Below are 12,487 nucleotides of genomic sequence, written 5' to 3' on the forward strand. Positions count from 1 at the left end.
TAATCCTTATCTATGACTTCTGATGGCATCCGTATTGTGAGGTATTGGAGCAGAGAGAATCGTATCTGCTATCTCTCTCGCCGGGACCAGAGATCTTATCTCCGCAGCCAAAGATGTATCTGGACAGGAAAGCCCAAGCCTATTGAACCAGACCCCTCTTATGCCTACTCTTGTAGCACCGATGATATCCGTTTCCCATACGTCTCCCACCATAACAGCCTGGTGGGCTTTGCAGTTGGCTATCTTAAGTGCTGTCTGGAATATATCAGGCTCGGGCTTGGGAACACCAACTTCCTCCGAAGTCACCATGAAGTCTACGAGATGATTGAGCCCACAGCACAGAAGCTTGTCACGCTGCTCCTGAACGAAGTTGTTCGTTACTACCCCGATCTTGACACCTTGGTGTAGATAGGATAGAAGTTCAAAAGCTCCTTCCACCGGAGTTCTAAGATCTAGATAGAGTTGGCGATATTCTGTTGCGAATTGTTCCGCTTTTTCTCTATCTATTTTGTTCCCACACCACTCTACGAGTAATTGGAAACGAATTATGCGTGATTCCTCCACGGACAGTTTGCCACGAAGTACATCTAGCCAAATATCCTCCAAGAGATCGGAGTATTTGGTCTCAAGCTCCTGGAGGGTTCTGGTCCTTAGTTCTTTATGCTTTTTCCTTAGCGCTTCAAGTGTTCTTAAGGTAGTGCCTCTATGATCAAATAGCGTATCGTCGAGGTCAAACAGCACTACTTTTGTATCTGATCGATTACCGTTCAACCTGCAAGATCACTCCTTCATTAGCTCTTAGATTGACCTCTCTGCTAACTTTCTCTCCATGCCTGTCCATATGTGTTGATAGTACCACTTGGCAGGGTATGTCACCCAGCTCTGTGTATGTCTGTGGTTGGTTCCCTAGGTTAAGTACCACAATAAAGCGCTGCTGCCCATATGCTCGCTCGTATGCTATCAGATCGCCGCTACGAGGTAGAGATTTGTAACTTCCTACATGTAATGCAGGCTCGGCTCTTCTTAGTCCTATAAGTGCTCGATATAGCGATAGGAAAGATTTAGGGTCGTTCTTCTCCACCTCTACGTTATACTCTTTGTAGTCGTCGGCAATAGGCAACCATGGGGTGCCGGTTGTGAAACCCGCATTGGGGCCACTATCCCATTGCATCGGCGTTCGCTCGGGATCTCGGCCAAGCCCAAGCCCGGGGAATCTCTTTTCTACGGGGTCTTGAACTCTATCAGGGGGGATTCTAACATCTTGCATCCCTATCTCATCGCCATAGTACATAGTGGGAGTACCTCTAAGTGTAAGGAGAAGCATTGCGGCCACTCTGGCTTGATCTCTGCCAACTCGGCTGGCAATCCGATGGTTATCATGGTTGCCGAGTACCCAATTGGGCCATCCGTTGGGAGGTAGAGCTGCCTCGTAGCTATCTATAGCATGGGCAATCTCGTCTGCTTTCCATGGTAAAAGTATGAGCTGGAAGTTGAAAGGCATATGGGCACCGTCGCCGTGCTCTCCGTAGTATTTCACCAAACGCTCGACTGGCAAGTAAATCTCTCCAATAATGACCCTTTCTGGGTATTCATCTGCCACTTGTCTAATCTTTCTTACAATGTCGTGTACCTCAGGTCGATCAGTATTATAGACCGGTAGGTATTTCATCTGAGCTTCGGCCATCTCTATGATCTCCTGAGGAAGCCGAGTGCCCTCGGGCAAGTTCTTCAGGTAAGCTCCAGGTTTGTAGTCAGGGTTGATGGGATTGTCCCGAAACTGGTCGTCCTTTATAAGATGCCACATCACGTCTACCCGAAAACCATCTACCCCCCGGTCAAACCAAAACCTTAACGTATTTAACATAGCCTCTTGTACTTCTGGATTTCTCCAATTAAGGTCTGGTTGTTTAGCTAAAAATGCATGGTAGTAGTATTGCCCTGTGCGTTCATCATACTCCCAAGCACTTCCCCCAAATACACTCTGCCAGTTGTTAGGTGGGCCTCCGTCTGGAGCAGGATCTCGCCATATGTACCAGTCGCGCTTGGGATTATCTCTCGAGGATCTTGATTCAATAAACCAAGGATGCTCATCAGATGTATGGTTTGGCACCCAGTCTAGAATAACTTTGAGCCCTATTGAGTGGGCTTTTTCCACCAACCTATCGAAATCTTCCAGTGTCCCAAATATAGGGTGAATGTCGGTATAATCAGCGACATCATAGCCAAAATCTGCCATGGGTGAGGGATAGATTGGTGATATCCATATGGCATCTACACCTAGCCATTCCAGATAGCTTAGTTTGCTAGTTATACCTGGTAAATCACCTATACCATCGCCATTACTATCCATAAACGACCTGGGATAGATCTGGTAGATGATGCCCTTCTGCCACCAAAGATATCTCTTTTCTTCAGCGCTCATTCTTGCTCTCCTTATTTAGGCTTCAAGGTTGAGCCACCTTACCTCTTCTGAGGTGAGCTCTATCTCCAGAGCCTTTAAGGAAGAATGCGTTTCAGAGAGTGTTCTTGGACCTATCAGCGCAAACGTGGGGAAAGGTTGAGATAGTACATATGCAAGGGCTATGTTTATTGGCTCTACACCTTTCTCCCTAGCCAGCTGGTTGACTCGCTCCAGACGACGGAAGTTGTCCTCGCTATACCAGCAACGTACTAACTCAGGGTCTGAGAAGTCATCTGGACGAGCGCGGCCTGTGAAGAAACCTCGGGCCTGACTAGACCACGAGAACAACGGCATCTGGTTGCGCTCGAACCATGCTCGAGATTCTGGATCAGAGGACGAGATACATCCTGCCCAGGGTGGCTCTATCATCCTGGCAAGGCTAAAGTTGTTGCTTACCGCTGCAAACCCTGTCAATCCATGCTCTCTCGCGTACTTGTTTGCCTCTTCCACCCTCTGTATCGTCCAGTTTGAACCCCCAAAAGCTCTTATCCTACCTGCTCGAAGGTGCTCGTTGAGCACCTCTACAAATTCACCTACAGGTATTTCGGGATTGTCTCGGTGCATAAAGTATAGATCTATATAGTCTGTCTGCAGCCTATCGAGGCTTTCCAGCAGTTGCTTTGTTAGGTTTTCTGGATCACAATAAGGAGTGTGTGCTCCCTTCCCTACAATAACTACTTGCTCTCTAATGCCCCTGTTCTTCACCCATTGTCCAAGCAGCTTTTCAGATAGACCTCCCATGTATATGTAAGCTGTATCGAAGCAAGTCCCACCTCTCTCAAAGAAATCATCCAGCATAACTGCTAAGTGGGGCATGGTGCGTTGATTGTCCACACCCATCACTAGCCTCGAGATAGGCTTATCTATACCTTGGACATGTCCATATTTCATCTTGTTATCAGGTCGGATCCTCAGGGGGCGGCCGTGAACTGGGAGCGTATTTGCTTCGGGTCGCTCGCTGTCGTAGACCATGCCTATTTGTTCTCTCCACATGTCGAGCGTACGCATGTTTCCAAGAGAATCTTCCCATGTCATAGCTGGCGAAGGAGCCTGTCTATCTTCTATGTGAGAAGCAACTGTGTCCGCCTCGATAGCATAAAGCGGGCTACCAGGATCAACTACGATCTCTTCCGGGGTGCTCTGACCCTTCCTATATAGGAATATGCTTGTGGGTTCGCCATTTGGTCCCGGAATCCATGGCTCAGGTATGTGTATCCATCCATCTGAGCCGTAGATTCTGACTCCATCCTCCTGTTTCACCCGTACTCCTGTGGCAAGCTGAGCTATGATTTCTCCGGGGAACTGCAGCACTGCGGCTGTGTACTCGTCAACTCTGGATTCTTCGCCGATATGCCCTACGGCCTTGAGCTCTATGGGGTCTGCAAAGTCTTTCCCTAGGGCTACACCGGCTATGAGACGTGCCATTGATGTACAGTAGCATCCCACATCTAAGATGCCTCCGCCACCTAGATCTTGCCTCAGCAGCCTGCTTTCTAGATTGCTTCCTGCATCGAAGCTGAAAGTAGCCTGTATCGTTCGAACATGGCCAATAGTACCATCTTTGATCATGTCAACTACTCGAGCAGTCTGAGGATGGCATCTGTACATAAAGGCTTCCATCAGAAAGACATCGTGTTCCTTAGCTGCCTCTACTATCGCCATAGCTTCAGCGTGATTCAATGCAAGAGGCTTCTCACAAAGTATATGCTTGCCAGCTTCAGCTGCTCTAATAGCCCATTGGGCATGCATAGGGTGTGGTGTAGCTATATAAACTGCTTCAACCTCTGGATCAGCAAGCAGCTCTTCGTAGGATGCGTGAGCCTTGGGGATGTTAAACTCTTGTGCGAACCTGCTTGCGGATTCTCCTGATCTGCTGCCAATGGCAACAAGTTTACCCGAGACCGAGTCCTGTACGCCTCGTGCGAATATCCCAGCTATACGTCCAGTGCCTAATATCCCCCATCTGAGTATCCTGCTCAAGATCTACCTCCTCTGACGTAGTAACGGAATCGTGATCTTCGAAACTAAGCAATACTATAACGTATGCTCTGGGTACAAGGTAACTGGTAACTGATATTGGGCTTATACTTGACAACTGACAGATTGGGATTCTGAGCTTTGCATTGTCTCGAAGGGTCACCTTTATTTATGGGGGTTGAATCGAGTGTAGTATCTGTTGGTATGCTGTGTAAGATGTCTAGAATGATTGTGGATGGATACAACGTTATAAGATGTGATCCTTATTTGAGATCTATTGAGAGAAGTGGGGCTGACAAGGCTCGACTACAGCTAGTGCAGCTGCTTAGCAAGGCATCCAAGCTAGCTGCATATCAGATAGTAGTTGTTTTTGATGGTCCTCCATCTAGAGGGTTTAAGTCTAATAGTAGGATAAAGGTGATATACTCCGGTCGACATTCAGCCGACGATTTCATAGTTAACATGGCCAAGTCAGACGATTTAGTAGTCACTAATGACTCTCAGTTACGTACTCGAACTTTGCAAAGAGGTCCGAAAGTTTGGTCGGTGGAGAAGTTACTAGATGCTATTAGACCTAGATCCAGAAATTCCGAGGAATATTCTCCTCAGTCGGATCCAAAGCCATCCAAGACCAGGGTATCCAAACTTCGGTCCTTTTCCGTATGTAAACGCTGTATATTCTTCAACCGTGATGATTGGATCATGCTGTGTGTTGAGGACTTGGAGATAGGAGCTCCCAAGAACTTTCGAGACCAGTGGTAATCTGAGAACTTGTGTGCTATAATTTTCACGCATTGTTCTTGGAGGGGTACATATATGCCAAGGATTACCGCTTCTGAAGCTCGAAGTATTCTTACTCCTCAAAAGGTGGGAGCTCTTAGTGGTAGCTATTCCTACAGTCTAAACCCGTATCGTGGTTGTGCCTTTGGATGTTCTTATTGCTATGCCAAGGAATTTACCCATGACGATCAGCTTGAAGCTTCCTGGGGCAAGTGGGTGAGACCTAAGATAAATGCTCCTGAGCTAGTCTATAAGTCGTCCCGAAAATTAGCTTTCGCTTCTGTGTTTATTTCTTCGGCGACTGATCCTTATCAACCAGTTGAAAGGCAGTACAGACTGACTAGAGCCTGTCTTGAAGTCATGTTATCCATGATGCCAGGACCTAATAGGATCCACATCCACACAAGATCACCCTTTGTTGTAGATGATATTGACTTGCTGAAGTCCTTCGGGGACAGACTAGAAGTCTACATTAGCATAACTACGGATAATGATGATATTAGGAAAATATTTGAACCTCACGCACCGTCCATCCCTAGGAGGCTTGAAGCTCTAAGGGCACTGAAGTCTTCGGGTATACGTACCGGTGCTTCTATATCTCCTTTGTTGCCATGTGATCCCTATAAACTGGCTGATTTGCTATCGAATGCTGTTGACGCAGTATATATAGACCCTATTCGTTTTCCTAAGGTAGTTGGCTATGGGCTAGAGCTCTATAAGTATAATCATCTCCAGCGCTTCCTTGATGCATCTTATCCTGGACTAGTAGCGGAAACTCTCATTGAGGTATTAGGCGCTGAGAGGGTACATTGGCGGAACCGTAGATTGGAGATAGATAAAGTCCGCTCGTAAGTATATACTTGCCCTCGATGGGAACTATATATCTCGGAGATAATTTATCTTTTCTCAAGAAGCTGGCTAGCGGATCTGTTACTCTTGTTTATGCTGATCCTCCCTTTCGTACGAATAGGATCAGGGTTGATGAGAATGGTAGATACAATGATGTCTGGCAAGGTATAGACCATTATCTTGAGTGGCTGTCTCCAAGGTTGCAAGAAATACATAGGGTTTTGTCGGATGAGGGTACATTTTACCTTCATCTAGATAGAAGGAGCGTACACTACGTCCGCCTGTTGATGGATGATATATTTGGTGCCAGGAATTTCCAGAACGAGATTATATGGCATTACACTGGAGGTGGAAGGGGGAACCGTCATTTTCCCCATAAGCACGATAATATTCTCGTGTATCATAAAACTAGAAACTATAAGTTCAATACAGATGCTGTTCGTGAGCCTTATGCAAATACTAGTGGCTACGCACGTTCAGGTATACGCGCTCGTTCTGGAAAACATTATTATCCGCACCCCCTAGGGAAAGTTTTAGATGATGTCTGGTTTATACCTATAGTCAACCCTATGTCTCCTGAGAGAACAGGTTATCCTAGTCAGAAGCCTGAAGAACTGCTGCGGCGCATAATCCTGGCCTCGAGTGATGAAGGAGATGTAGTGCTGGACCCATTTTGTGGGTCAGGAACCACTCTTGTAGTGGCCCACAAGCTGGGTAGGCAATGGATAGGTATGGATTCCTCTTCAGAGGCCGTTGAAGTATGTATAAAGAGGCTGAGAGCTATTGGTGCTTTGGCCAGAGTAGAGTATACCTTGCTTGACTATCTAGCTCAGCATGAAGGTAGGGGGTAGGAATTCCCACCCCCTACTGGCTGGTCTTTGGAATCTGATGTGCTTTCGGCCCTAGGTCGTAGCCGGTGCACTCCTAGCGGACTGATAGTAAATTACCAGGAATATTACCGCCGTTACCAGATGCAAAATGTGATCTGGCATGTTCATGGGAATAAGTCCACCAAAATCTACACCTATAATTCCAAGTATGAAGAGGAGTGCGTAGATGATTCCTACTACTAGTGCATAAGTCCTGGATGCGGAGAAGTTTCGATAAACTCCTAGACCTATCAGTCCTATCACCAGATGTGCGATGCTATGGTAAAGATTGATTGCGAAGATACCTAGTAGGTTGCCTGACAGACTGTCAGGGCCCATGGCGTTAGCTGGAGGGTTACCTGTAATAAGGGCAGGAATAAACCCAGCTATGCCTACTATTGTATAGATGATTCCAAAGACCAACGCCAATGTTTGAACGGGAGCCATAATTTCACCTCCTTCCCGTCTTTTTGAGGGGATAGAACCCTCTACTGAAGGAGTAGCACTAATCGTGCCTAATAGCAATATCTTGCTCTAAATTATTTGCTCCCATAGCTCTACTAACTATGTATGCTGAAAGCAAGAGGGTAGAACTTAGAAGATGTACTGCATCCTGAGATAGATCAAGAGGCAAATACCCCCCTAGTGTTGGTATGCGCTGGTTTGCTTGTCCAAATATGAACAAAGCTGCGAGGAATAATCCGCCATAGAGGCAAAAGTTTCGAGAAGTTTTGTAGCTCTTCGAGCTAGCCAAAGCTATTACACCGATTAGTAGATGGAGTATCGCTAGATAGAGATTCGTAGACAGTAGTCCGAAAAGGTCTCCTGCAAGTGGTCCTTTTATGCCCCAAGGGCCTTGTTTTATCAGGGGAGGCATCATTTGAAGAATAGATAAACTTATGTACCCTGCTCCTGACAACAAGCTAAGAATCCAGCATAAGATCACAGACTATCTGTACCTCCTCATGAACTCCCTTAGTGCCTGCCTATAATACGGGTGGTATGGTGCATAGGCAAGAGCCGTACGTAGATCCTTCAAAGCTGCCTGGTTATTCCCAATGGCTTCGTACGCTATGGCGCGACCATAGTAAAGCTCAGAAGATGCAGGTATGGTTTGAAGAGCTTGATTTGCCAAGGCTATGGCCTGTTTGTTTAACCCTAGCTTGTTAAGCAGGTAAACAGGCCAGGGCATATACCAGAGGGCTCTTCTTGGCAACCCCAAGGATAGAGCTTTGCTCCAAGCTACGTATGAATCTTTGTACTTTTCTGAGTAGTAAAGTTCTCTGCCAAGATTCAACCACACCCAAGGGTCCTGAGGTGCTTGTCTAACGGCTTTTTGAGCCATCTCCAGCTCTGATGATTGTAGTCTCTTTCTAGGTAGATCGTATCTATTTCTTATCTGCTTTACAATCTTCGCCTTACTGGGGGGATAGATTACTATATAGATTCTTCCTCTTTGTTTCCAAAGGTTCAAGAAATAGCCGTAGGTCCAAATCAAGTCTTTGCCAAGGATGGAGTCTTGTACAACAAAGGTGCGGTTTGCTCTGTTGTATCCGCTGACAACTCTAAAGTGGTTAATATCAGACCCGGGGGTAAAGGGTTGTAGTACTATTACCGGAATATTGTTAGATATAAGAGCCTCTATAGTTTTCAGTGATCCGCCGTAACCTACATCCCCCTGGAACCCATACTCGATCTTTGAGAAGTTAACCATCTCCAGACCAGAAACAGAGACATCATCCCTACGAGGGCGAAGCTTGCTGGCAGTGTATGCCTGGCTTAGTCTAATTCCATAGAACCCAAGCACCATATTCGTGGTAACTGGGCCACAGTTGTTTTCCCATTGCTTCTGATAAGGAATGCCACTGAGATGCCATGAGTTGGGAATCCTTTGCAGGGAAGGTTTGTTGATATCTCTAGTCTTAGGCTCGCTGATATAGCTGTCGGGCATAACTAGTGCTCCGTGCACGTTGACAGGACTCAAGACAGCTGTCGTTAATGCGACTAGTAACTGTATCAATATCTGAATCAGCTTATGTTGCGCAATCTGGGTCATTATCCGAGCCTAAGTAGGAACCTGGGAACGAATATTGCTGCCATAGACAGCTCTCCGAGGGAGAGCAAGACCGAAATTGAGATCTCCGGAAGTATATCTAATAGGTTTCGTGCTTTATTGAGCCTGTTAAAGATGGCCACTATGAATATCAGGTTGATAGTGGCGAATAAAACAATAGTCGCCATAGTTGTTATTAGGGCGAGCGGTAAGGCAAAGAAGTCCAACTTCAGCGCTACTATTAGGAATAACGGGACTTGCATACATAGTAAACTAGCTAGGCTACGGGTGTTATCTACGAAAGGTTTGTTGCTAGATTCCTTCCATAACATCCCATTCAAGACTGGTACCAAGAAGCATCCTGCAGCTGTTCCCATAAGCAGTCCAGTACCAAGTCTAGTGAGCGTTGTGGTTTTATAAGGGGTTGATATGCCTAGATCGTTAGCTAAGGAGTTGAAGCCATCTATGGCCATGAGAACTACGAAAGATGCCAGGATCATGGAGATCCTCAGGCTAGGAAAACCGAATAACCTAGTTCTCGAGGACAGTAAAGACCAGAGGTACACGGTCAACGTGCCCACATAAATACCTGTATTACGTGCACATACTACGCTTGGAAATCCTCCAAGCATTATTGAATGAGAGTTATCTGGATGGTAATCTAGTCCAGAATGTAACCACCTGAGCATGTGGAATATCTTGGCTTGATCCAGGAAACTGGATCCTAGCAGGAATATAAGTAGTAGTGAAGCTATTGTGCCCGCCAACAAGTAGCGGTTGGTCTTGACCAGCGTGATTGAGCTAAACATCTTTCTGGGAGAGTATATCAGGTATTTAGATTTTCCTGTTCATGTAGCTCTTGGCAAACTCTAGCTCTTCAGGGGTGTTCATGTTGAAGAATGACATGAAGTCTGAATCAAATCTTGCTATGGTTTCTCTAGGTATATATTTAACCTTCGCGCGGTCAAACCACCCTATTATCCTGTAGCTTCCAGATTCTATGCTCTGGGCTATCCAGGGTAGGCACTTTTTAGAGTAGATTGCATGCATGGGTTCTGGTTCATCTAGAACAGGTATAAGGACATCGTAGTCCCTTGGTAGGGATATCATGTACTTCAAGAGGTCCGTGTTTAAAAAGGGCATGTCACATGCGACTACAATGGCATAATCGCTGTATGCCGCTTTAAGTCCTGAGTATATACCTCCTAGAGAGCCAGCATTAGGATATTCATCCGGAACCTGTGGGAGGTTCAGGAATCTATAAGGTTCTAATTGTGAGCCTACAAGAATTACTTCATGGCATATATATTTGAGCTTATCTGCTACGGTCTGTATAACCTTGGGCCCGCCAGGGGTGAGTTCTATTAGGGCCTTATTAATACCCATTCTTCTGGATTTACCACCTACAAGTACGAGGCCAGTGATATCGGTTGGGTTGCTCATAGCTGCTTACATTGATAGTGATTCTACAAAGACTTGAAGCCTTTGCATGGCCACGCCAGATGCCCCTGCCTGCTGTAAAGCTGCCATAGCCCGACTTAGGTACTCATGGACTTTTTCTATACCTTCCTGCATGATACCCCTGTTTTTGAGCGTTTCTTTTACCCAAAAGGCTTCTTCGTCTGTAATAGACTCGTTCGCGTAGATTTGCCTTAGTCGCTCCGCTTCGTTCCCCTCCAAGACCTCCATTGCTTTGACTATGGGGTAGCTCTTTTTTTTCCGAAATATATCTTCTAGTTCTCTCTTACCGGTGGATTCCGAAGATTCCCATATGCCAGCGATGTCGTCTCTAATTTGATAAGCGAGCCCTAGATTTTCACCAAAATGTCTGTATTGTTCTAGAACACACTCCTCCTTACCTGCCACTAATGCCCCTAGGTAGCATGATAGCCCCATGAGAGCACCAGTCTTCCTGCTGATCATAGCAAGATATTCCTGCAATGATACCTCTGCACGTGCCTCGAACATTAGGTCCATATGCTGACCTTCGCATACGCTAAGTGCTGCCTGATCAAAGTTGTCGATAGCAGTAAGGACAGTTTGCGCAGGGACTCCTATCTCCAACATGGATTGAAGTACCATATGAGAAATCACGAACATGCCGTCTCCAGCATTGAGTGCAAGCGGTATCCCGATCAGCTTCCATAAGGATGGTCCATGGCGTCTACTAGGACTATGATCTTCGATATCATCATGCACAAGCGTGAAGTTGTGAAGTATCTCGATTGCAGCTGCAGCCGGAATAGCCTTTCTTACTTCTCCACCAGCAGCCATGCACGACAGTATACAAAGGCGCGGACGCAGCATTTTTCCGCTTTGGCTGTTGCTAGGTGACATATGCTCATCCAGTAACCCCATTGGGTATTGGATGGCGCTATAAAATTCTTTGGGTTCTCGGCCATTATCGGTTAGAAACTGCTTAATGTAGTTCCTTACATCTTGAAGGTATTTGTCTAGCTGTTCTGTATCTTTATCTACCCTATTCATATTGTTTGATGATATCAAAAAACGATTGCTGGAACTCTACAAAGCGGCCTCGGTAGTTGGCGATATATTCTCTGATTTACTGCTTCCTGTTTGGAGCATAATAACCGCTAATAGTATCAGCGTTCCTCCTATTGATTGTATCAGGTTGAGTCTTTCCCCCATGAATGTAACGCTGATCAGTATAGCTATAAGTGGTTCAGCGGTAGCTACTATGCTTGCTAACGATCCTGGTATGTAATTTAGTGATGCTATATAGAGCACCATGGCAATTACAGTGGGGCCTACTCCCAAGTATAAGATTAATCCCCATGCTTCCAAGGATGGGGTAGGCACCCCTGTAGTAATGTAAGAGTAGGCACCTAGTATTAGAGCTCCTATACCTATAGGCCATACCACGGAGCTTAGTGGATCGTATTTCCGTAGAGTTATGCGTCCAAATATGGTGTATCCAGCATAGGTTATCCCTGATAGAATGCCCGCAATTATGCCTAAGAGGTTAATCCTTAGCTGTGATGTATCGTAAACCTCAGAGAGCAATGCACATCCCAAAAGAGCAGATATTAATGCCATCATTTGGAGTCTGCTTGGTCTTTCTCCGAATAGAATCCAGCCTAGGATCGTCACCCATGCTGGGGATGTATATAGCAATGTTACAGCTAAGGCTACGCCCAACAAGCTAACTGCCTCCACGTAGGCCAGGTAAAAACCAGCAATGCTTATGGAGCCAAATGCAAGGAATAAAGGTAGATCACTGATATCTATAGTGAGTGCCTGCGGCCTAAAAATTGCTAGCACAATTAGCAAGAAGAAGAACCCAGTCAGACAGCGTAGGAACGCCGCCTGAGCGGGTAGCACTTGTTGGTTTCTAGTTATTAGCTTGTAGACAGGACCTATCGTAGCCCATATGGTTGCTGCTGAAAGAACAAGTAAATAACCACCTGTGCTTGTTTTGCCAGTTCTGTTGCGCATCACATTCGCCTTATTGTACAGGGTGTCACGTCTAGCATCATA

13 protein-coding genes are annotated in these 12,487 nt (G+C 46.0%); 3 read left to right on the top strand and 10 right to left on the bottom strand.

Features of this window, described 5'->3' with window-relative positions; genetic code table 11:
• Positions 1-6: 6 nt before the first annotated feature.
• Genes N2245_RS04855 through N2245_RS04865 form a run of 3 tightly spaced genes read right to left on the bottom strand, consistent with a single transcriptional unit; the run spans position 7 to position 4,441 of the window.
• On the bottom strand, positions 7-771 hold the full coding sequence (locus tag N2245_RS04855; RefSeq protein WP_494535606.1) for an HAD family hydrolase: 765 nt from the start codon (positions 769-771) through the stop codon (positions 7-9).
• On the bottom strand, positions 761-2,422 hold the full coding sequence (locus N2245_RS04860; RefSeq protein ID WP_494535607.1) for an alpha-amylase family glycosyl hydrolase: 1,662 nt from the start codon (positions 2,420-2,422) through the stop codon (positions 761-763). Before N2245_RS04860 ends, N2245_RS04855 begins: the two co-directional genes overlap by 11 nt.
• A 15-nt stretch (positions 2,423-2,437) precedes the next feature.
• Positions 2,438-4,441, bottom strand: coding sequence for an aldo/keto reductase (locus N2245_RS04865; RefSeq protein ID WP_494535608.1), 2,004 nt, complete (start codon positions 4,439-4,441; stop codon positions 2,438-2,440).
• Positions 4,442-4,654: 213 nt separating this feature from the next.
• Here N2245_RS04865 and N2245_RS04870 point away from each other — a divergent pair, with 213 nt between their 5' ends.
• From N2245_RS04870 to N2245_RS04880, 3 genes are read left to right on the top strand one after another with little or no spacing between them, the layout of a single operon-like run.
• Entirely contained in the window at positions 4,655-5,200 is a 546-nt protein-coding gene (locus N2245_RS04870; protein WP_494535609.1) for an NYN domain-containing protein, read from the top strand.
• A 54-nt stretch (positions 5,201-5,254) separates the two neighbouring features.
• Entirely contained in the window at positions 5,255-6,070 is an 816-nt protein-coding gene (locus N2245_RS04875) for an SPL family radical SAM protein (RefSeq protein ID WP_494535610.1), read from the top strand.
• A gap of 17 nt (positions 6,071-6,087) precedes the next feature.
• On the top strand, positions 6,088-6,918 hold the full coding sequence (locus N2245_RS04880) for a DNA-methyltransferase (RefSeq protein ID WP_494535611.1): 831 nt from the start codon (positions 6,088-6,090) through the stop codon (positions 6,916-6,918).
• 51 nt (positions 6,919-6,969) lie between these two features.
• Here the strand turns inward: N2245_RS04880 and N2245_RS04885 are convergent, their stop codons facing one another.
• The 7 genes from N2245_RS04885 to N2245_RS04915 form a co-directional block, all read right to left on the bottom strand.
• On the bottom strand, positions 6,970-7,383 hold the full coding sequence (locus N2245_RS04885; RefSeq protein ID WP_494535612.1) for a DUF4383 domain-containing protein: 414 nt from the start codon (positions 7,381-7,383) through the stop codon (positions 6,970-6,972).
• A 58-nt stretch (positions 7,384-7,441) separates the two neighbouring features.
• Complete coding sequence (locus N2245_RS04890; protein ID WP_494535613.1) at positions 7,442-7,882, bottom strand: DUF4383 domain-containing protein; 441 nt, start codon at positions 7,880-7,882, stop codon at positions 7,442-7,444.
• Between the two features lie 3 nt (positions 7,883-7,885).
• Positions 7,886-8,887 carry a C39 family peptidase gene (locus tag N2245_RS04895; protein ID WP_494535614.1) on the bottom strand — a complete coding sequence of 334 codons (1,002 nt, stop codon included), beginning with the start codon at positions 8,885-8,887 and terminating at the stop codon, positions 7,886-7,888.
• A 104-nt stretch (positions 8,888-8,991) separates the two neighbouring features.
• A complete protein-coding gene (locus N2245_RS04900; protein WP_494535615.1) occupies positions 8,992-9,798 on the bottom strand; it encodes a DUF2085 domain-containing protein in 807 nt (268 codons plus the stop codon).
• Positions 9,799-9,823: 25 nt separating this feature from the next.
• Positions 9,824-10,432, bottom strand: a complete 609-nt coding sequence (gene mobA, locus N2245_RS04905; protein WP_494535616.1) for a molybdenum cofactor guanylyltransferase — start codon at positions 10,430-10,432, stop codon at positions 9,824-9,826.
• A gap of 6 nt (positions 10,433-10,438) precedes the next feature.
• Complete coding sequence (locus N2245_RS04910) at positions 10,439-11,326, bottom strand: polyprenyl synthetase family protein (protein ID WP_494535617.1); 888 nt, start codon at positions 11,324-11,326, stop codon at positions 10,439-10,441.
• A 186-nt stretch (positions 11,327-11,512) separates the two neighbouring features.
• Positions 11,513-12,445, bottom strand: a complete 933-nt coding sequence (locus tag N2245_RS04915; RefSeq protein WP_494535618.1) for a DMT family transporter — start codon at positions 12,443-12,445, stop codon at positions 11,513-11,515.
• Positions 12,446-12,487 lie beyond the last annotated feature (42 nt).

Source organism: Thermobaculum sp. T2p, assembly GCF_059335935.1.

What these genes read in the sequence shown, in the direction of transcription:
- N2245_RS04910 (WP_494535617.1), bottom strand. Translation starts at nt 11,326, where the DNA reads ATGTCACCTAGCAACAGCCAAAGCGGAAAAATGCTGCGTCCGCGCCTT.
- N2245_RS04915 (WP_494535618.1), bottom strand. Translation starts at nt 12,445, where the DNA reads ATGCGCAACAGAACTGGCAAAACAAGCACAGGTGGTTATTTACTTGTT.
- N2245_RS04860 (WP_494535607.1), bottom strand. Translation starts at nt 2,422, where the DNA reads ATGAGCGCTGAAGAAAAGAGATATCTTTGGTGGCAGAAGGGCATCATC.
- N2245_RS04875 (WP_494535610.1), top strand. Translation starts at nt 5,255, where the DNA reads ATGCCAAGGATTACCGCTTCTGAAGCTCGAAGTATTCTTACTCCTCAA.
- N2245_RS04880 (WP_494535611.1), top strand. Translation starts at nt 6,088, where the DNA reads ATGGGAACTATATATCTCGGAGATAATTTATCTTTTCTCAAGAAGCTG.
- N2245_RS04870 (WP_494535609.1), top strand. Translation starts at nt 4,655, where the DNA reads ATGTCTAGAATGATTGTGGATGGATACAACGTTATAAGATGTGATCCT.
- N2245_RS04895 (WP_494535614.1), bottom strand. Translation starts at nt 8,887, where the DNA reads ATGCCCGACAGCTATATCAGCGAGCCTAAGACTAGAGATATCAACAAA.
- mobA (WP_494535616.1), bottom strand. Translation starts at nt 10,432, where the DNA reads ATGAGCAACCCAACCGATATCACTGGCCTCGTACTTGTAGGTGGTAAA.
- N2245_RS04900 (WP_494535615.1), bottom strand. Translation starts at nt 9,798, where the DNA reads ATGTTTAGCTCAATCACGCTGGTCAAGACCAACCGCTACTTGTTGGCG.
- N2245_RS04885 (WP_494535612.1), bottom strand. Translation starts at nt 7,383, where the DNA reads ATGGCTCCCGTTCAAACATTGGCGTTGGTCTTTGGAATCATCTATACA.